Below are 19,083 nucleotides of genomic sequence, written 5' to 3'. Positions count from 1 at the left end.
TTATATGCTTTCCGCTGCAATGCCGCACGGGGCGGAAAAGCAGGCTTACAACAGTTCATATAAGGCCAGAAGCCTTACAAACAGGGGCTTGCGCCCCGTTTTGCAAGTTGACTGCCTTAACCCTTGCGGCGGCGCGGCATGCCATGATCGATGGCGCCACCACGCGGCGGCTGGTTGCGGCGCGGTGCGCCGGCATTACCGAAACCGAAAGTGGTTTGCAATGGATCGGGCTGGCGTGGACCGCGGCTTGGGCCTTTGGCCGCCTGGCCGCCTCCCTGCCCCTGACCACCCTGGCCGCCACCCTGGGCGCGGCCCTGGCCCTGACCTTGCGGACGGCCACCCTGGCCTTGCGGACGCGCCGGGCCTTCGCCCAGCGGACGGCCGCCGGCGTAACCGCCGATGCCTTGCGGACGACCGCCTGGACGGCCGGACGTCTGCGCTCCGGCACCGCCCGGACGACCGCTGCCCTGGCCGCCACGGCCATTGCCGGCGCCGGCGCCGGCGCCGCCTGGACGGCCCTGGCCGCCACCAAAGCCGCCCTGGCCGCCCTGGCCACGGCCATTGCCGCGCGGGCCCTTGGCGAACGGCATCGCGTTGGCGTTGCTGACGTCGGCGCGGTTGAAGTTCGGTTCGTCGTGATCGTCCTCGTCGTCATCGTCGAAGTCGCGATCGTCGCGCTCGGCGTCGCGGCCGCGCTGCGGACGTTTTTCCGGACCCTTGTTCTGGGCCGGCTTGGCTTGCTGCGGGCCCTTGCCGCGCGGAGCGGCAGGCGCGTCGCCGCCTTTTTTATCGACACCGTAGGCGGCCAGCATGTCGCGCACGGTGTTTTCCTCCAGCTCTTCCCAGCGGCCGCGTTTCAGGCTGCTTGGCAAGGTCATCGCGCCGTAGCGGGTACGGATCAGGCGCGACACGGTCAGGCCGATCGCTTCGAACATGCGGCGCACTTCGCGGTTGCGGCCTTCGCCGATGATCACGCGGTACCACTTGTTGATGCCTTCGCCGCCGCCGTCGGCGATCTTGGAGAACTGCGCCAGGCCGTCTTCCAGCTCGACGCCGGCCAGCAGCTTCTGGCGCATGCCTTCTTCCAGCACGCCCAGCGTACGCACCGCGTATTCACGGTCGATGTGATAGCGCGGGTGCATCAGACGGTTGGCCAGATCGCCGGAGGTCGTGAACAGCAGCAGGCCTTCGGTGTTGAAGTCCAGGCGGCCGACGGCCAGCCATTTGCCGGCCTTCATGGTCGGCAGGCGGTCGAACACCGACGGGCGGCCTTCCGGATCGTCCATCGAGACGATTTCGCCGGCAGGCTTGTGGTACACCAGCACGCGCGGCGGTTTCTTGCTGACGCGGCGCTGGATCAGCTTGCCGTTCAGGCGCACAGCGTCGGTCGGCAGGATGCGCTGGCCGATGTGGGCCGGCTCGCCGTTGACCGACACGCGGCCGGCAACGATCAGTTCTTCCATGTCGCGGCGCGACCCCAGGCCGGCTTCGGCCAGCACCTTGTGCAGCTTAGGCGCGTCGTCGTCGGAGGTCAGGTCGCGGCGCACGGCTTTCGGCGCCGCGTGGCGGCCCTTGGCCGGCTCGTCGCTGTCGAAAGCGTCCGACGTGACGTAGGAGAACGCGGCATCCGCGTCGTTAGGCTTGCCGCCGGCGTTCTGGCCGTTGCGTGGCTTGCCGTTCTTGCCCTTGCCGCCGCCGGCATGCGGCGGCTTGCCGTTGCGCTGGCCATCGGCGCGTGGACCGCGCTCGTGGCGTGGCTTGCCGCCTTCGGCCGGGGCGGCGCCGTCGGCTGCCGGAACGGCTTCGCCATCGGCAGCGGCGACCGGTTCCGGACGCGGCATCATGGCCTGGCGGGCAGCGCGCTGTTCGCGCATCTGGCGCGGGCCGCGTGGACCGCGCGGACCACGTTCTGCACGCTCGCCGGCTTCGGCAGGAGCGGCTTGCGCTTCGACTGCTGGGGCTGGAGCTGCGGCAGGGGCTGCTGGTGCGGCGTCGGCGGCTGGTGCGGCGGCTGGCTTTTTGGCGCGCGGCGCCTTGGCTGGCGCATCGGCTGCTGCGGCGGCTGCGGCTGCGGCGACTGGCGCGGCGGCCTGCGGTGCGGCTTCAGCTGCCGCATCGGCGGACTTGGCGGCCGGCTTGGCGCGCGGCTTTTTCACCGGGGCCGGCGCATCGGCGGCGGCGACTTCGGCGTCAGCCTTGGTCTTGCGCTTGGCCTTGGCGGCGACTGGCGCATCGCCGGACGCGGCGGCTGCCGTATCGGCTTCGATCTGGGCTTTGGTGCGACGCTTAGGCTTGGCGGCCACTTCGGCCGGCGCTACGTCGTTGACTGTCTCTGGGGAATTAGGATTGTTCATTATTCGTTTCTTGGTTGTGCTCAGCGTCAACCGTTACATCTGGCGCGGGTTGTGTTTGTGCTTGCTGGCCGGCTTCCGGGCTAGTCGCGGCTTCTGCTTCGGCCACTGGCAACTCGCTATCCGTACCATCTGGTTGTTGCGCGGCGTTGTGCGCCGCTTTATCAAAGTTTTCCTGCAGGGCTGCTTCCAGCGCTTCCATGTCCGGACCGCCTCCCTGCGTATCGCTGATTTGCTGCAAAGGAGGCAGCTGGGACAGCGAATTCAAGCCCAAATCATCCAAAAACTGCTTGGTGGTGCCCAGCAAAGCCGGGCGGCCGACGACATCGCGATAACCGATGGCGTCTACCCAGCCCCGGTCTTCCAACATCTTGATCGTCTGCGAATTGACGGCGACGCCGCGTATTTCTTCAATATCGCCCCGCGTGACAGGCTGGCGGTAGGCGATGATGGCCAGCGTTTCCAGCGTCGCCCGCGAATATCTTGGCGGTTTTTCCGGGTTCATCCGGTCGAGATACAGCTTCATCTCGGGGCGGCTCTGGAAGCGCCAGCCGGTCGACAGGCTGATCACTTCAACGCCCTTGCCGGCCCAGTCCAGCCTTAGTTCTTCGAGCAATTCCTTGATCGTATCGGAACCCACTCCGGGACCGCGCGGCCTGTCTTGATCGTCCACCTCGACAAACAGCTTTTTCAGACTGTGGATCGACAATGGCTCACGAGCGCATAGCAAGGCGGTTTCGAGGACTCTTTTAGCCTCTGCTGTATCCATAGCAATCTTGTGGTTGCATTTTCATGCAAGAAAGAAATCAATCACATTCAGTGAGGCAATGGCTGGCATCAATGATGCTGCCTGCTGGAATAACTCGCTGAAGCTGTTTTTCCGACGCCCGGGCCGATGCGCGCCAGGCGGGAGAGAGGGACATGCCGGCAACGGCCTAGGCCATCGCTTTCTACGTGAAACGCGGCCGGCAGGCGCAGTTTTCGGGCGAAAACATACGAGACCGATCAAAGACGTTTCATCCAACAAGCCGAATTGTACCTGATAAAACGGCAAAACGCGCGTTTCGCCTTCATCGAAATGTAACTAGCCTTACGTGCCAGCAAGTCTTTCCGACAAGATTGCGGAAACGCCCACAAATGCCGGGTACTCGGCGGTGATGACCCAGGTAGGCACTTCGGACAGATATTTGTTGAAGCGGCCCTTGGCTTCGAAGCGGGCGCGGAAGCCGGAGCGGTCGAAACGCGCGCCCAGGCGCGGCACGATGCCGCCGCCTATATAAATGCCGCCCTGCGCGCCCAGCGTGACGGCGATATTGCCGGCGATGGTGCCCAGCATGCAGCAGAACGCCTCGATGACTTCATCGCACAGCGTGCATTCGCCAGCCAGCGCGCGGCGCGAGATGTCGGCGGCGCTCAGCTTTTCGGCCGGCATGTCGGTATGGTCGGCCAGCGCACGATAGATCAGTTCGATACCGGCGCCGGACATCAGGCGTTCGGCGGAGACGTGCTCGAATTCTTTCCAGGCAAATTGCAGGATGGCGACTTCGGTGGCGTTGGCCGGTGCGAAGGTGACGTGGCCGCCCTCGCTCAGCAGCGCGGTCCAGCCGTCCCTGCCCGGGATCAGGCCGGAGACGCCGAGGCCGGTGCCGGCGCCGATCAGGCCCAGCGGCGTGCCGGCGATGGCGGTGCCGCCGCCGACCTGGTGTTTTTGGGTGGCCGACAACTGCGGCAGCGAGCTCGCCAGCGCGGTGAAGTCGTTGACGACGACCAGGATGTCGAAGTTGACTTCGCGGCGCAGCGCCTCGATCGAGAATTCCCAGTGGTGGTTGGTCATGCGCACCATGTCGCCGGTGACAGGATTGGCGATAGCGATAGCGCCGTTCCGGATACCGGTGACGCCGGCCTGGGCGACGGTCGGCGAGGCCAGATAGGCAACCAGGGCGGCGGCCAAGGTTGGATATGCGGCACACGCCAGTACTTCGATCGCTTCAATCCGGCCCGGAGCGGTCTCCAGCGCAAAGCGCGCGTTGGTACCGCCGATGTCCGCCAGCAGACGCGGGCCACCTGGGAATGCAGTGGTCAGGGAGGGAGGCGTTTGGAGGGACTGAGCTGTCATGATAGATCGAAAATAGTTGAGGCCTAAGCTTAAGGTATTTTCACGCAGAGAAGCAAGCGAAGTTTGTAGTTTTAGTACACATGAAGCAGCTTTGCCACATGAAATTACAATGTGGGATATTTTTTACGTAGTATGACTACGATTTTTAAGGGGCCCACGCGCTATGGAAGCGCTCCCATTTTTGCAAAAAAAAAGCCGCCCGAGCGGGCGGCTGCGATTGCTGATTCAGACTGACGCCGTATTGCCCTCGTCGACTTCGCGGGGCACGCCGAAGGCGGCGTTCCAGGCGTCCAGGCCGCCGTGCAGGGGCTTGGCGCGGCTGTAGCCGTGGCCGATCAGCTCCTTCGCCACATGGGCGGCGGTGACGTCGTTCGGGCAGCTGCAGTAGACGATGATGTGGCGGTCCTTGGCCAGCGCCATCAGCTCCGGTATCGGCTCGCCGCCGTTGAACAGCAGCGCGCCCGGCACCGCCGGCTCCAGCATCTGCGCGGTGACGCTGCGGGCGTCGATCAGCACCGGCTCCTTGCCCTGCTCCAGCAACTTCTTCAGCTCGTCGATGGTGACGCGGTCGATTTCCACCGACTGGCGGAAACGCTTGCGCTCGATGTATTTGAAGCCGACGAACAACACCAGCAGCACGCCCAGCACGATCAGCGCGGTGGTGCCCATGGTGCTTAAAATCTCCAGCACCTGGTCGATCTGGGTGTGGAAGCCGGCGCCGATGGCGATGCCGGTGCCGCTCCAGACGATGGCGCCGGCGACGCTGAAACCAAGGAAGGTGGCGTTGCTGGTGCCCATGGCGCCGGCCAGCGGCGGCGCGATGGTGTTGAAGCCGGGAATGAACTTGGCCACCACCAGCGCCTTCGGGCCCCAGCGGTTGAAATTGTCTTCGGTCTGGCTGACGCAGTAATCGGGCGACAGCGAAATCTTGCACAGCAGGCGCAGGATGCGCTTGCCGTAGTAGCGCCCGGCGCGGAACCAGAAATAGTCGCTGATCAGGCAGGCAACCACGCTGACCGACAGCACGGCCAGCCAGCTGCTGTCGCCGTCGACCGACAAGGCGCCGGCCACGATCAGCAAGGGGAACGCAGGAATCGGCAGGCCGATCTGCTCAACCAGCACGATCGCGAAGACGATCAGCACGCCATATTCTTGCAATAAAAGGATTAAGTTCGCCATACGGATATCTTATCTTAAAAAGCGCTTAACCGTGACGCGGTATCGCGGCCAGCAAGGCCCGCGTGTACGGGTGGCGCGGATCGCGGTACAACTGGTCCGAATCGGCCATTTCCACCACCGCGCCCTGGTGCATCACCATCACCTGGTCGGCGATGTATTTCACCACCGACAGGTCGTGCGAGATGAAGATGTACGACAGCCCGAACTCGTCCTGCAGATCCTGCAGCAGGTTCAGCACTTGCGCCTGCACCGACACGTCCAGCGCCGAGACCGACTCGTCGCACACCAGGATCTCCGGCCGCATCGTCAGGCAGCGCGCGATGGCGATGCGCTGCCGCTGGCCGCCGGAAAACTCGTGCGGATAGCGCTGGAAGGCCGCCGCCGGCAGCCCGACCTTTTCCAGCAACTGGTGGGCCAGCGCGACGCGCTCGCGCTCGCCTGCGCCGATGCGGTGGATGCGCATCGGCTCCAGCAGGATCTGGCCGACCGTGAAACGCGGGTTCAGCGAGGCGTACGGGTTCTGGAAGATGATCTGGATGCGCCGCTTGTAGGCCTGGAACTCGCGCGCCGACATCGCCAGCAGGTCGCGGCCGTCGAACAGCGCGCTGCCGCCGCTGGCCTGGTGCAGCCGCAGCAGGGTCAGGCCGACGGTGGTCTTGCCGGAGCCCGACTCCCCCACCACGCCCAGGGTCTTGCCGCGCGCCAGCGTGAACGAGACATCCTTCACCGCCTGGAACTCGCGCTTTCCGAACCAGCCTTCGCGCTGGTAAAAACTCTTGCTCAGATTGTTCACCACCAGCAGCGGCTCGTCGTCCGGCCCGCTGCCGCGCTGGCGCTCCAGCGGATGCAGCGGCGTCACGCCCTGCCCTTCGGCGATGTCGCCGCCGGCGTGGCGCTGCGGCCTGGGGCCGGCCAGGTAGTCGGCGATCACCGGCAGACGCCAGGGCCGCGCATCGAGCGACGGCCGGCAATGCAGCAGCGCCTTGGTGTAGCCGTCCTGAGGCTGGTCGAGCACGGCGCGCGCGGGGCCGGCCTCGCGCACCTCGCCGTGGCGCATGACGATCACATGGTCGGCGATTTCCGACACCAGGCCGAGGTCGTGGGTGATGAACAGCACCGCCATCGCGTGGCGCTTTTGCAGGCGCGCGATCAGTTCCAGGATCTGTTTCTGGATGGTGACGTCGAGCGCGGTGGTCGGCTCGTCGGCGATCAGCAGCCGGGGTTCGCAGGCGATGGCCATGGCGATCATCACGCGCTGCTGCTGGCCGCCGGACATCTGGCTGGGATAGGCGTCTATCCTGGCCTGCGGATCGGAGATGCCGACTTCGTCCAGCAATTCCAGCGTGCGGCGGCGGGCCTGGGCGGCGCTCATGCCCATGTGCAGGCGCAGCACTTCGGCGATCTGCGCGCCGACCGTGAATACCGGATTCAGCGAGGACATCGGCTCCTGGAAGATCATCGCGATCTCCTTGCCGCACAGGGCGCGGCGCTGGGCGGCGGACAGCGCCAGCAGGTCGCGGCCGTCGAACAGGATGCGGCTGGCGGGATCGATGACGGCGCTGTCGGCCGGCAGCAGGCCCATCACGGCGAGCGAGCTGACCGACTTGCCGCTGCCCGATTCGCCCACCAGCGCGACGGTGGCGTTGCGCGGCACCTGGAAGGACACGCCCTTGACGGCGTCCACCGCGGCATGGCGCCCGCTGCGGAAGGCGATGCGCAGATTGCTGATGTCCAGCAGTGGACGATCAGGAGATTGAGCGCTCATCATTTCACCTTGGGATCGAGGGCGTCGCGCAGGGCGTCGGTGAACAGCGAGAAGGCCGTCACCAGCAGCGCCATGGCGATGGCGGCGGCAGTCAACTGCCACCAGCGGCCGAGTATCAATTCGTTCTGCGCCTCGTTGAGCATGCTGCCCCACGAAACCACGCCCACCGGCACGCCGAAGCCGAGGAAGCTGAGGATGACCTCGGCCTTGATGAAGCCCACCACCAGGATGGACATCTGCACCAGCGCGACGTGGCTGACGTTGGGGAAGATGTGGCCGAACATCTTGCTCCAGTGCGAGGCGCCGATGGCGTCGGCGGCCAGCACGTATTCGCGCGACTTGTGCTTGATGTATTCGGCGCGGATCAGGCGGTAGGGGCCGGTCCAGCCGGTCAGGCCGAGGATCAGCACGATGGTCAGCACGCCCTTCTGCTGCAGCACGGCGGCCACGGCCAGTATCATCAGCACCGACGGGATGGCGGTGAAGATGCTGTAGAACCAGTTGAAGCAGTCGTCCACCACGCCGCCCCAGTAGCCGGACAGAGCGCCGAACAAGGTGCCCAGGCTGACCGCCAGCAAGGCGGCCACCAGCCCGACCACGATGGAGGTCTCGCCGCCCTTGATGGTTTTCTTGATGACGTCGTGGCCCCACTTGTCGCCGCCGAACGGCAGCGTCGGCCGCCGGCCAGCGCCAGCATGGGTCGCCGTGCCCGAGCCCGCGCCGGCCGTCGCCGTCGCACCGCGCAATTGCGCCATGTCGTCGGCCAGCGGATCGGCGACGCCGTACATCTCCACCGCCCCCGCCGCAGCGGGCGCGAGTTGCGCGCGCAAGGCGCGGATGTCGTCGGCCAGCGGATCGAATGGATTCTCCGGCAAGGCCTGCGCCGGCGCGGCAGGGGCAGCCGTCTCGCTGGAAGCCGGGCTGGCGCCCACAAAACCCGGCGGCGCATAATTCACCCCGACCTCCGCCTCCCAGTCCGCCACGATCAGCCCGCTGGCCGACAACACCAGCATCAGCAGGAAAGCCGCGACCACCGCCAGCGACACCATGGCCACGCGGTCCGCGCGCAAGCGCCGCCAGGCCAGCAGCCACAGTCCGGGCGAGCCGGCATGCACGATGGCCGTCATGCCAGCTGCACCCGCGGATCGACCGCCTGGTACATCAGGTCCGTCAACAGATTGAACACCATCGTCGCCGCCGCCACGTACACGGTGATCGCCTTGATCACAGGGAAGTCGCTGCGCTCGACCGCCAGTATCACCTCGCGCCCTATGCCCGGTATGCCGAAGAACCGCTCCAGCAAAAAGGCGCCGATCAGCAAGGCCGGCAGGTTGGCCATCACATGCGTGATGATGGGAATGGCCGCGTTGCGCAGCACATGCACCCACATCACGCGCCGCTCGCTCAAGCCCTTGGCGCGCGCGGTGCGCACATAATCCTGCCCGACCTCGTCCAGCACGAAGCTGCGGTACAGGCGCAAGGTCGGCGCGATCGATACCGCCAGCCCGATCAAAATCGGCAGCGTGGCGTAGCGCAGCAGGTTCTCCCGGAAGCTCTCGCCCCAGCCCTGCACCGGAAACCAGCCCAGCTTGTAAGCCAGTCCGTACTGGAACACGATGATGTAGACCAGGATGCTGATCGACATGCCGACGGTGCAGGCGATCATCACCGCCCGGTCCGTCAGCGAGCCGCGCACGAAGGCGACCGCCAGCGCCAGCGCAATGCCCAGCAGCGTTTCCAGCAGCGTCAGCGGCAGCAGCACCGTCAGCGACGGCCCCAGCCGCGTGGCGATGATGTGCGACACCGGCTCCCCGGTCGCCCAGCTGAGCCCGAAATCGAAGCTGGCGATCTGCTTGATGAAGATCCACAGCTGCACCGGATACGACTGGTCCACGCCCAGCTGGTGGCGGATGTTGGCGATGCTCTCGGCATTGGCCATCTTGCCGGCCAGGATGTAGGCCGGATCGCCACCGACCCAGTTGAACAGCACGAACACCAGCAGCACCACGCCCAGCATGGTCGGCAGCATCTGCCACAGGCGCCGCACAATATAAGCCAACATTTCTAGTCCTTGCGCTCGATATCGATGTACTTCCATTCCTGATGCAGGATGGGATGCTTCTTATACCCCAGCACGGCCGGTTGCGCCAGCATGCTGCGGTAACGCGAATAGGCCGGCATCGCCGCCGCCTGCACTTCCAGCAGCCGCGCCATCTTGCGGTAGAGCGCGTCGCGCTGCGGTCCCGGCGGCATCGCGTGGCTGGCTTCGTACCACTGGTCGAACTGCGGATCCTGGTAACAGCCGTTGTTGTTCTGGTTGATGTTGCGGCCGTAGAACAGCTGCATGAAGTTGTCGCCGTCCGGGTAGTCGGCCATCCACTGGTAGGTGCGCGTCTGCAGCTTGCACAGCAGTTCCGCCTGCTGGATGTCGCTGAAGATCATGCGCTGGTTTTCCATGCGGATGCCGAGCCGCTGGTAAGTCTTGCGCCACAGCTCGGCCATCAGCACGCCGGCCGCCTCGTTGCGCGAGGTGTAGCGGATCAGCAGCGGCTTGCCGTCCGGCAGGGTGCGCCAGCCGTCGGCGCCCTTCTTGTAGCCGTAGCGGTCCAGCAGCCGGTTGGCCAGCGCGGGGTCGTAGCGCAGCAGGCCCTGGTAGCCGGGGTCGTGCCCTTCCACGCCGGGCGGAATGGGGAACTCCAGCCGCCGCGCCTCGCCGTTGAGCACCAGGCGGATTTCCTCGTCGACGTCGTGCGCCATCGCGATCGCGCGGCGCAAGGCGATCTTCTCCTTGCCGAAGCCGCCCACCACCGGATCGCGCATATTCCAGTAATAATAGGTCAGCACCGGATCGACGATGCGCGACAGCTGGATGCCGCGCGCCGCCAGTTCCGGCCGCAGCTTGCCGTCGGCCAGGCCCTTGGGCGCCAGCGGCCCGTCGAGCCAGAACAGATCGGCCTCGCCGCTGGTGAAGGACAGCCAGCGCGACTGGTCCTCCACCTGGATGCTGATCTCGATGCGGCCGATCTGCGGGATCTTCTTGCCCCGCATCTGGCGGATGATGCGCTCGTCGTCGGCGCGGTCCCCGGCGCCGGGTTCGAAGTTCCACAACTCGGCGCGGTGGCCGGTGTTCTCCTCCAGCACGATGCGGCTGCCGCGTATCCACTGGCCCAGCTTGTAGACGCCGGTGCCGACCGGATGGCCGGCCACCTCGCCCTTGCTGTCGCCGTACTTCTCCACCACTTCGCGCGCCACCGCCGCCATCGGCTCGTAGGCCAGGATCATGCCCAGGCTGAAATCGCTGTGCGTCAGATGGATGCGCAGCGTGTAGCGGTCGATCTGCTCCAGGCCCGCCACCGGCGCGTCGTAGTCGAAGCGGCCGGTCTGTTTGGCCTGCCCGGCCAGCGCGTCCAGGCCCACCACCTTGCCTTCCAGCAGCCAGCTGTTCGGCGAGGCCAGCCTGGGGTCGAACAGCCGCTTCCACGAATACACGTAGTCGGCCACGGTCAGCTCGCGCGGCTTGCCGCCGAAGGCCGGGTCGGGCGTGAAGTGCACGCCCGGCTTCAGGCGGATCAGATAGGTCTTGCCGTCGGCCGACACCTCGGGCAAGGCCGCCGCCGTCTCGGGCGCCAGCTTGACCGGGCGCGCCAGGTAATCGTAGGTGTACAGGGTTTCGAAGATCGCTTCGGTGATGTGGCCGGTATATAAATCCCGCCCCAGCGCGGGGTCGAAACTGGCCTCGGCCGCCGGCAGGATGTAGCGCAGCGTCTTGACCGGCGGCGCCGCCAGCACCGCCAGCGACCAGCAGGCGGCGCTCAAGGCGGCGGCGAATTTGATGCACTGCATGCGCTTCCTCCGGCCGCTGATAGGTGCCTGAACAATACAACAAATCGCCTTCAGCCGAAATGCCCATAGGCGATAGCGAAAGACTAAAAGGCAACGGCGGGCGCGGCGGGGCCCGCTACGCGGCCTCATGTCGCATAAATGTAACGCGATGTAGCGGCATGAACGCAGGTTCATGAAATTGCGCTGCACCAACTTGTTGCATGCAACCGACGAAGTCACAAGATTTTCCCTTCTTTTTTGATACTAAATCAATGTTACACAGCTATTTTTTGCTTCGCGCACCAAATTAGAGCGTTTTGACGTCCGTTTTTGGTTCATTGTTGCAATCAAGTAAAGAATAACCTTTAGCTATCACCTTGGTAGTTTGTGCGTTGACAGTCAATGTCGCCGGGTGATCTGATGAAAAGACGAAAAGAACGTTGGTGTTTTTTTCAGACGGCAGCCGATCGCCGATAAAAAAAATAAATCACACCCTTGTGTTTACCTCGTTTTAAATTGGGAGCAAAAATAATGATGGTTGAAACTGTATTGTCCCGCTCGGTACGCCTGATCTGCGCCAGTGGCCTGGCGCTCGGCATGCAAGCGGCTGTGGCCCAGACCGCTCCGGATGCGCCTATCCAGCGCGTGGAAATCACCGGCTCCAGCATCAAGCGCATCACGTCCGAGGGCGCGCTGCCGGTGCAGACGCTGTCCAAGCTGCAGATCGAGCAGAGCGGCGCCAGCAGCGTCGCCGACCTGATCGCGACCCTGCCTTCGATGCAAGGTTTCACCACCTCCTCGATGTCCGTCAACGGCGGCGGCGGCGGTCTGCAGACCGCCTCGATCCACGCCATCGGCGAAGGCTACACCCTGGTGCTGCTGAACGGCCGCCGCCTGGCGCCGGCCACCTCCGGCTCCACCGTCAACCTGGCCAGCATTCCGCTGGCGGCGGTCGAGCGCGTCGAGATCCTGACCGACGGCGCCAACACCCTGTACGGCTCGGACGCCATCGCCGGCGTGGTCAACTTCATCCTGAAAAAGAACCAGACCGACCTGATCATCGAAGGTTCGTTCAACTCGCCGAAAAGCAGCGGCGGCCAGACCAGCAACGTGTCGGTTTCCAAAGGCTGGGGCGACCTGGACAAGGACGGCTTCAACGTCCTGCTGTCGGCCGCGCACGATGAGAGCAAGGCCATGTACGCCGCCGAGCGCGACTTCTCGAAATCGGGCGTGATCGCCTTCGAGGACAGCGGCAAGAAATACTCGCTGTACCAGCTGAGCTCGAACTCCATCCCGGGCAACGCCACCGTCAAGTACAACAACGCCAAGGGCGTGGCCTCCAGCGCCTCGTTCGGCCCGAACTTCCTGGAAACCGGCAAGTGCAACGGCCCCAACCTGTTCAACGTCGGCAACCGCTGCCTGTTCGACTACGCCGCCACCGTGCAAGACACGCCTGGCCTGAAGCGTGACAGCCTGTTCGGCTCGCTGAACTACCGCATCAACGAAAGCACCAACTTCTTCCTGGAAGCACTGGGTTCGTCGTTCAGCAACACCGCCGTGTACGCGCCGCCGGCACAGCCGCTGGGCATTCCGGTCGGCAGCGCGTTGTACAAGAAATCCATCGCGCCATACCTGTCGCGCCTGGGCATCGACCCGAACTCGGTGACGAGCGTGGCGATGAACCTGCGCCTGGTGGACGCCGGCGGCCGCGCCGACCAGTACAAGACCGAAGCCAAGCACCTGGCCTTCGGCGTCGACGGCTCGTTCAAGGGCTTCGACTACCGCGCCGCCTACACCCACTCGGAAAACAGCCAGACCGACACCGCCGCCGGCGGCTACATGAGCCTGAACGCCTTCGACGCCCTGGTCAACAACGGCAAGTTCGATCCGTTCGCGCCGTCGGGCACTTCGAAGGAGGTGCTGGCGCCGGCCGTGCTGCACAACCAGCTCAACGAAACCAAGTCGAAGATCGACGTGCTGCAAGCGAGCGCTTCGACCGAACTGTTCAAGATGCCAGCCGGCACCGCCCAGCTGGCGATCGGCAGCGACTTCACCAAACAGCACTATTCGGAAGCCCCGGATGCGTTCTCGCAAGGCCAGAACAAGCAACAGCCTAACTTCACCGACGCCATCGTTGGCGGCGGCGCCGGCGCACTGCCGATCGACGCCAGCCGCAAGAACTGGGGCGCATACGGCGAACTGCTGCTGCCGATCATGAAGTCCATGGATCTGACCGCGTCGACCCGTTATGACCATTTCAGCGCCGTCACCAACGACAAGAACTTCGACACCGCCGGCAACCTGATCGCCTCGGGCACCCAGGGCGAGACCGCCAGCAAGGCCACCTACAAGCTGGCGCTGCGCTGGAATCCGGTCGACACGCTGCTGCTGCGCGGTTCCTACGGCACCGGCTTCAAGGCGCCTAGCCTGACCAACATCGTCAAGCCACTGGTGAACGGCGGTTCGTCGCAGTTCCACGCCTGCCCGATCACCGCGCCTAGCGATCCGCGCTTCCCGCTGTGCAACCCAGGCTCGTCGGAATACAACCTGCTGACCGGCGGTAACGCCGCCACCGGCGCCGGCGCACTGAAGCCGGAACAGTCCAAGCAAGCGACCCTGGGCTTCCGCCTGGAGCCGGCCGCCGGCCTGTCGATCGGCTTCGACTTCTGGGACGTCAAGCTGAACAACCAGATCCAGACGCTGTCGGAAGACACCGTGTTCGGCAATCCTAAGCTGTACGACAGCCTGCTGCGCTCCTACTTCGACCCGATCCAGAAGCAGAACGTGCTGGCCGCCGCGCTGACCCCGTTCAACCTGGCATCCTCGCACTTCCAGGGTATCGACTGGGATCACAGCTACAAAACGGCCACGCCGTACGGCAAGCTGAACGTGCAGTGGACCGGTACCTTCATGAGCAAGGCTGAACAGGAAACCCCTGAAAGCGGCGTCGAGAAGAACATCGGCCGCTTCAACTCCTACTCGGACGTGACCTTCCGCTGGATCTCGAAAGTGACCGCCTCGCTGCGCACCAGCGACCGCTTCACCCACGCGCTGACGGCCAACTACCACTCGGGCTACACCGACCAGGTGTACACCGAGGACGACAGCGTGGTCCGCGCGGTCAACGCCGACGGCAGCCTGGGCGACTACGTTGCCTTCAAGCGTCGCGTGTCCTCGTACACCACCTTCGACTGGCAGAGCAAGATTGCGCTCAGCAAGCAGTTCACGCTGACCGCCGGCATCAAAAACATCGCCGACATCGCTCCGCCGTTCACCATCCGCAACGCTGGCGGCGGCAACCAGTCCGGCTACGACGGCCGCTACACCGACCCGCTGGGCCGCCAGTTCTACCTGGTAGGTTCGTACAAGTTCTAAGCCCACGGCAGGCGGCCGGCGGCCGCCTGCCCACCGCCCCCGTCTTTTTCGGAAGACGGGGGCGTCCGCACGTCCCCTCCCCCTCCCCGACTGTCGCATTAATGTAACGCTCTGTTTCCCCCTAAAACCAGGTTCACGCTCCGGCGACGGCACCATCATGTTGCAAGCCGACGACGGCGGCTCAATACTTTCGCTTTTTTTTACCGAATTTACAATGTTTTATACATGCCAAGCGCGCCCGCACCAAATTAGAGCGCTTTTTTGCGCGGATTTGGTGCCAAGTTGTCTAGCTTGGTTTGGGCGCTTTTTTGCCGTCCGATAAACGTTAGCAACATTGACAGTAAAGTCGGGCAGATGCTCTGATGAAGAAGTGAAGAACGTCTGGTTCTTTTCACAAGTCATAAAAAACACTTGGGTGTTCATCGTTTTTACATGGGAGAGAAAGATAATGATGGTTGAAACAGTATTGGCGCGATCCGTGCGTCTGTTGTGCGCCAGCGGCTTGGCTCTGGGTATGCACGCCGCGTTCGCGCAAACCAGCGACGCCGACAATGTCGCGCGCGTTGAGATCACCGGTTCGTCGATCAAACGTATCGCCAAGGAAGGTTCGCTTCCTGTACAAACGCTGACCCGCGCCGACATCGAGCAAAGCGGCGCCAACAACGTGGCCGACCTGGTCGCGCAACTGCCGTCGATGCAGGGCTTCATCACTTCCTCGACCTCCGTCAACGGTGGCGGCAACGGTGTGCAAACCGCATCGATCCACGCCATCGGCACCCAGTACACGCTGGTGCTGCTGAACGGCCGCCGCATGGCGCCTTACGGCACCGGCAGCGCGGTCAACCTGGCCAGCATTCCGCTGTCGGCCGTCGAACGCGTCGAGATCCTGACCGACGGCGCATCGACGCTGTACGGCTCGGACGCGATCGCCGGCGTGGTCAACTTCATCCTGAAAAAGAACGTGCGCGACCTGACCATCGAAGGCACTTTCGATGCGCCGCAAAAATCCGGCGGCAAGAGCGGCAGCATTTCCATCACCAAGGGCTTCGGCGACCTGGAAACCGACGGCTACAACGTGCTGCTGGCCTACAGCCACGACGAGCAGAAAGAACTGAACTCGGTCCAGCGCGACTTCGCCAAGTCCGGCGTGCAGAAGTTCACCCACAACGGCAAGCAGTACGCCACTTGGCAAACCAGTATCAACTCGACCCCGGCCAACGTTGAAGTCGTGACCGCGAACGACGACGTCGTGCTCAACACCGATCTGCTGAACAAGGGTTCCTGCACCCAGGCCAACACCTTCTCGCGCAGCGGCGCCTGCCGCTTCGACTATCCGGCCACCGTGCAACTGCTGCCCGAGCTGAAACGCGACAGCGTGTTCGCGTCGGGCAAGCTGCGCATCAACCAAGAAACCACGGTGTTCAGCGAACTGGTGCTCTCCAAGTTCACCAACAGCGCGCGCTACGCGCCGGCTGCCCAGCCACTGACCGTGTTCAGCACCGACCCTGTCAGCGGCGTCAAAAGCATCAACCCCAACTACATCGGCGCCTACAACAAGAGCATCGTGCCGCTGCTGGCCGGCCAGGGCGTGAACCCGGCCGACGTCACCGACGCGCTGTGGTACTACCGCGGCGCCGACGCCGGCGGCCGTAAAGATGAGTACCGCACCGACGCCGCCCACTTCGTGCTGGGCATCGACAGCTCGTATGCAGGCTGGGACATGGGCGCATCGTTCACCCATTCGCAGAACAAGCAGACCGACGAAGCGCTGTCCGGCTACATGAGCGGCGACAAGTTCGAGGAACTGGTCCGCACCGGCGCCTACAATCCGTTCGTCTCCAACGCCGGCGCCGCCGCCGTGCTGGCCCCGGCCGTGCTGCATCAGCAACTGGACGTCACCAAATCCAAGATCGACGTGATCGGCGCGCACGCGTCGCGCGAAGTATTCGAACTGCCGGGCGGCGCCGCATCGCTGGGCGTGGGCGCCGACTTCACCAAGCAGACCTACCAGGACACGCCATCGAAGATCGCCATGGGCCCAGGCCCCGGCAATCCGGGCTGGACCGACGTGGAAATCGGCGGCGGCACCGGCGCCCAGGCGCTCGACGCCAGCCGTACCAACTGGGGTGCGTTCGGCGAGCTGCTGCTGCCGATCGCGAAAAACCTGGAAGCGACCACCGCCGTGCGTTACGACAGCTACGCCGCCGTCGACAAGAAAAACATCAGCTACGATTCCAACGGCAAGGCTTCGCCGTCGGGCAAGGTTGGCGAAGACGTGGCCAAGGCCACCTACAAGCTGTCGGTACGCTACACCCCGACCTCGCAACTGCTGCTGCGCAGCTCCTATGGCACCGGCTTCAAGGCGCCAACGATGAACAACATCGCCGACCCGCTGAAAAACGCCGGTTCGTCGAACCCCTTCCCTTGCCCGGTCAAAGCACCTGATCCGCGCGCGGTCTACTGCCGTCCTGGCTCGTCGGAATACGCGCTGCTGGACGTCGGCAACCCGGCCACCGGCGATGGCGCGCTGAAGGCGGAAGAATCCAAGCAAGCCACGCTCGGCTTCCGCCTGGAGCCTAGCACCATGCTGTCGTTCGGCCTGGACATGTGGGACGTCAAGCTGAAGAACCAGATTCGCACCTTCTCGCAAGACCAGCTGTACACCAACCCGACGCTGGCCAACCAGTACATCGCGGTGTACGCCGATCCTATCCAGAAGAGCAATGTGCTGGTGGCGATCCGCAAACCGCTGAACCTGGCTTCATCGCACTTCCGCGGCCTGGACTGGGACACCACCTTCCGCGCGGCCACGCCGATCGGCAAGGCCAGCGTGAACTGGACCGGTACCTACATGCTCAAAGCAGAGCAGGACGTACCAGGCGTCGGCACCGAGAAGAGCATCGGCCGCTTCAACTCCTATGACGACGTGGTGTTCCGCGTGATCTCGAAAGTGGTGTTCGCACTGAAGACGTCGGAGAAGCTGACCAACTCGCTGACCGTCAACTACCGCAGCGGCTACCACGACAAACCACTGACGGCAGACGATCTGGCCGTACGCGTCGTCAACGCCGACGGCAGCATCGGCGGCGCGGTCGACATGGTTCGCGACGTCAAGTCGTACACCACCGTCGATTACCAGGTCAAAGCCAACTACATCAAGAACCTGACCCTGACCGCCGGCATCAAGAACCTGCTGGACCAGGATCCACCGTTCACCGTGCGTAACTCGGGCGGCGGCAACCAGGTGGGCTACGACGGCCGTTACTCGGACCCGCTGGGCCGTACCTTCTACGTCAGCGCTGCCTACAAGTTCTGATCGCTGCACCATCAAAAAACCCCGGCTCGCCGGGGTTTTTTTTTGCCTGTACCGGCCGGCCTTACTTGGCGGCGGCCTCGGCCGCCTGGGTGGCCAGGCGGCGCTGGCGCACGGCGGCGGCCAGGTCGTGCAGCACCTGCACGCTGCTGTCCCAGTCGATGCAGCCGTCCGTGACCGACTGGCCGTAGGTCAGCTCCTTGCCCGGCACCAGGTCCTGGCGGCCGGCCACCAGGTGCGATTCCACCATCACGCCGACGATGCGGTTGTCGCCGCCCGCCACCTGGCGGCCGATGTCGGCGCACACCGGCACCTGGTTCTCCGGCTTCTTCGAGCTGTTGGCGTGCGAGGCGTCGATCATCAGGCGCGCCGCCAGGCCCTGGGCCGCGATCGCCTTGCAGGCTTCATCGACGCTGGCGGCGTCGTAGTTCGGGGTCTTGCCGCCGCGCAGGATGATGTGGCAATCCTCGTTGCCGTTGGTGGAGACGATGGCCGAGTGGCCGCCCTTGGTGACGGACAGGAAGTGGTGCGGCTGCGAAGCCGCCTTGATCGCCTCGACCGCGATCTTGACGTTGCCGTCGGTGCCGTTCTTGAAGCCGACCGGGCACGACAGGCCGGAGGCGAGCTCGCGGTGCACCTGCGATTCCGTGGTGCGGGCGCCGATCGCGCCCCAGCTGATCAGGTCGGCGATGTATTGCGGGCTGATCACGTCCAGGTATTCGGTGCCGGCCGGCAGGCCCAGCTCGTTGATGTCGCGCAGCAGTTCGCGCGCCATGCGCAGGCCGTCGTTGATGCGGAAGCTGCTGTCCATGTACGGGTCGTTGATCATGCCCTTCCAGCCGACGGTGGTGCGCGGTTTCTCGAAGTAGACGCGCATGACGATCTCGAGGTCGCCGGCCAGTTCGCGGCGCAGCACCACCAGGCGGCGCGCATATTCCATCGCCGCTTTCGGATCGTGGATGGAGCACGGGCCGACCACCACCATCAGGCGGTCGTCCTGGCCGTGCAGGATGCGGTGCAGCGCGATGCGGGCGTCCGCGGCGGTTTGCTCGGCCTGTTCCGAACACGCGAATTCGCGTATCAGATGGGACGGCGGCGTCAATTCCTTCATTTCACGGATGCGCAAATCATCGGTACGGGGCATGCTGTTCTCCAGGTGATG

The 19,083-nt window shown here is 64.5% G+C and carries 11 protein-coding genes; 2 read left to right on the top strand and 9 right to left on the bottom strand.

Translation table 11 applies throughout. The annotated features are described in order from the left end of the window. Positions 1 to 116: 116 nt before the first annotated feature. From DUGA2_RS04280 to DUGA2_RS04245, 8 genes are all read right to left on the bottom strand, one after another. Entirely contained in the window at positions 117 to 2,354 is a 2,238-nt protein-coding gene (locus DUGA2_RS04280; protein WP_070267410.1) for a pseudouridine synthase, read from the bottom strand. Continuing rightward, positions 2,341 to 3,120 (bottom strand): SMC-Scp complex subunit ScpB, encoded by a 780-nt coding sequence (scpB, locus tag DUGA2_RS04275; protein ID WP_070267409.1) that lies wholly within the window; start codon positions 3,118 to 3,120, stop codon positions 2,341 to 2,343. The genes DUGA2_RS04280 and scpB overlap by 14 nt, the downstream gene beginning before the upstream one ends. A gap of 321 nt (positions 3,121 to 3,441) precedes the next feature. After that, a complete protein-coding gene (locus tag DUGA2_RS04270; RefSeq protein ID WP_070267407.1) occupies positions 3,442 to 4,467 on the bottom strand; it encodes a glucokinase in 1,026 nt (341 codons plus the stop codon). 225 nt (positions 4,468 to 4,692) lie between these two features. After that, complete coding sequence (locus DUGA2_RS04265; protein WP_070267405.1) at positions 4,693 to 5,646, bottom strand: VTT domain-containing protein; 954 nt, start codon at positions 5,644 to 5,646, stop codon at positions 4,693 to 4,695. Between the two features lie 25 nt (positions 5,647 to 5,671). Beyond that, on the bottom strand, positions 5,672 to 7,411 hold the full coding sequence (locus DUGA2_RS04260; protein WP_070267403.1) for an ABC transporter ATP-binding protein: 1,740 nt from the start codon (positions 7,409 to 7,411) through the stop codon (positions 5,672 to 5,674). After that, positions 7,411 to 8,538 carry an ABC transporter permease gene (locus DUGA2_RS04255; RefSeq protein WP_070267402.1) on the bottom strand — a complete coding sequence of 376 codons (1,128 nt, stop codon included), beginning with the start codon at positions 8,536 to 8,538 and terminating at the stop codon, positions 7,411 to 7,413. The genes DUGA2_RS04260 and DUGA2_RS04255 overlap by 1 nt, the downstream gene beginning before the upstream one ends. After that, positions 8,535 to 9,473 carry an ABC transporter permease gene (locus DUGA2_RS04250; RefSeq protein ID WP_070267400.1) on the bottom strand — a complete coding sequence of 313 codons (939 nt, stop codon included), beginning with the start codon at positions 9,471 to 9,473 and terminating at the stop codon, positions 8,535 to 8,537. Before DUGA2_RS04250 ends, DUGA2_RS04255 begins: the two co-directional genes overlap by 4 nt. 2 nt (positions 9,474 to 9,475) lie before the next feature. Continuing rightward, a complete protein-coding gene (locus tag DUGA2_RS04245; protein WP_070267399.1) occupies positions 9,476 to 11,254 on the bottom strand; it encodes an ABC transporter substrate-binding protein in 1,779 nt (592 codons plus the stop codon). Positions 11,255 to 11,764: 510 nt separating this feature from the next. Here DUGA2_RS04245 and DUGA2_RS04240 point away from each other — a divergent pair. Both DUGA2_RS04240 and DUGA2_RS04235 read left to right on the top strand, forming a co-directional pair. After that, complete coding sequence (locus DUGA2_RS04240; protein WP_070267398.1) at positions 11,765 to 14,608, top strand: TonB-dependent receptor domain-containing protein; 2,844 nt, start codon at positions 11,765 to 11,767, stop codon at positions 14,606 to 14,608. A 514-nt stretch (positions 14,609 to 15,122) separates the two neighbouring features. Beyond that, positions 15,123 to 17,924: a TonB-dependent receptor domain-containing protein gene (locus DUGA2_RS04235; RefSeq protein WP_229214581.1), complete on the top strand. Its 2,802-nt coding sequence runs from the start codon at positions 15,123 to 15,125 to the stop codon at positions 17,922 to 17,924. A gap of 61 nt (positions 17,925 to 17,985) precedes the next feature. Here DUGA2_RS04235 and aroG read toward each other — a convergent pair whose 3' ends face one another. Continuing rightward, positions 17,986 to 19,065: a 3-deoxy-7-phosphoheptulonate synthase AroG gene (gene aroG, locus DUGA2_RS04230; RefSeq protein ID WP_070267395.1), complete on the bottom strand. Its 1,080-nt coding sequence runs from the start codon at positions 19,063 to 19,065 to the stop codon at positions 17,986 to 17,988. Between the last annotated feature and the right edge of the window lie 18 nt (positions 19,066 to 19,083).

The organism is Duganella sp. HH101 (genome assembly GCF_001758795.1).
In the GTDB taxonomy this organism is placed as follows: Bacteria; Pseudomonadota; Gammaproteobacteria; order Burkholderiales; family Burkholderiaceae_D; genus Rugamonas; species Rugamonas rivuli.
The sequence above is the reverse complement of the archived record's forward strand: the minus strand, read 5'-3'. Positions and strand labels throughout refer to the sequence as shown.

Excerpts from the sequence above, each read along its gene's own strand:
- DUGA2_RS04235 (WP_229214581.1), top strand. The coding sequence starts at position 15,123 with ATGCACGCCGCGTTCGCGCAAACCAGCGACGCCGACAATGTCGCGCGC.
- scpB (WP_070267409.1), bottom strand. The coding sequence starts at position 3,120 with ATGGATACAGCAGAGGCTAAAAGAGTCCTCGAAACCGCCTTGCTATGC.
- DUGA2_RS04250 (WP_070267400.1), bottom strand. The coding sequence starts at position 9,473 with ATGTTGGCTTATATTGTGCGGCGCCTGTGGCAGATGCTGCCGACCATG.
- DUGA2_RS04245 (WP_070267399.1), bottom strand. The coding sequence starts at position 11,254 with ATGCAGTGCATCAAATTCGCCGCCGCCTTGAGCGCCGCCTGCTGGTCG.
- DUGA2_RS04270 (WP_070267407.1), bottom strand. The coding sequence starts at position 4,467 with ATGACAGCTCAGTCCCTCCAAACGCCTCCCTCCCTGACCACTGCATTC.
- DUGA2_RS04240 (WP_070267398.1), top strand. The coding sequence starts at position 11,765 with ATGATGGTTGAAACTGTATTGTCCCGCTCGGTACGCCTGATCTGCGCC.
- DUGA2_RS04265 (WP_070267405.1), bottom strand. The coding sequence starts at position 5,646 with ATGGCGAACTTAATCCTTTTATTGCAAGAATATGGCGTGCTGATCGTC.
- aroG (WP_070267395.1), bottom strand. The coding sequence starts at position 19,065 with ATGCCCCGTACCGATGATTTGCGCATCCGTGAAATGAAGGAATTGACG.
- DUGA2_RS04255 (WP_070267402.1), bottom strand. The coding sequence starts at position 8,538 with ATGACGGCCATCGTGCATGCCGGCTCGCCCGGACTGTGGCTGCTGGCC.
- DUGA2_RS04260 (WP_070267403.1), bottom strand. The coding sequence starts at position 7,411 with ATGAGCGCTCAATCTCCTGATCGTCCACTGCTGGACATCAGCAATCTG.
- DUGA2_RS04280 (WP_070267410.1), bottom strand. The coding sequence starts at position 2,354 with ATGAACAATCCTAATTCCCCAGAGACAGTCAACGACGTAGCGCCGGCC.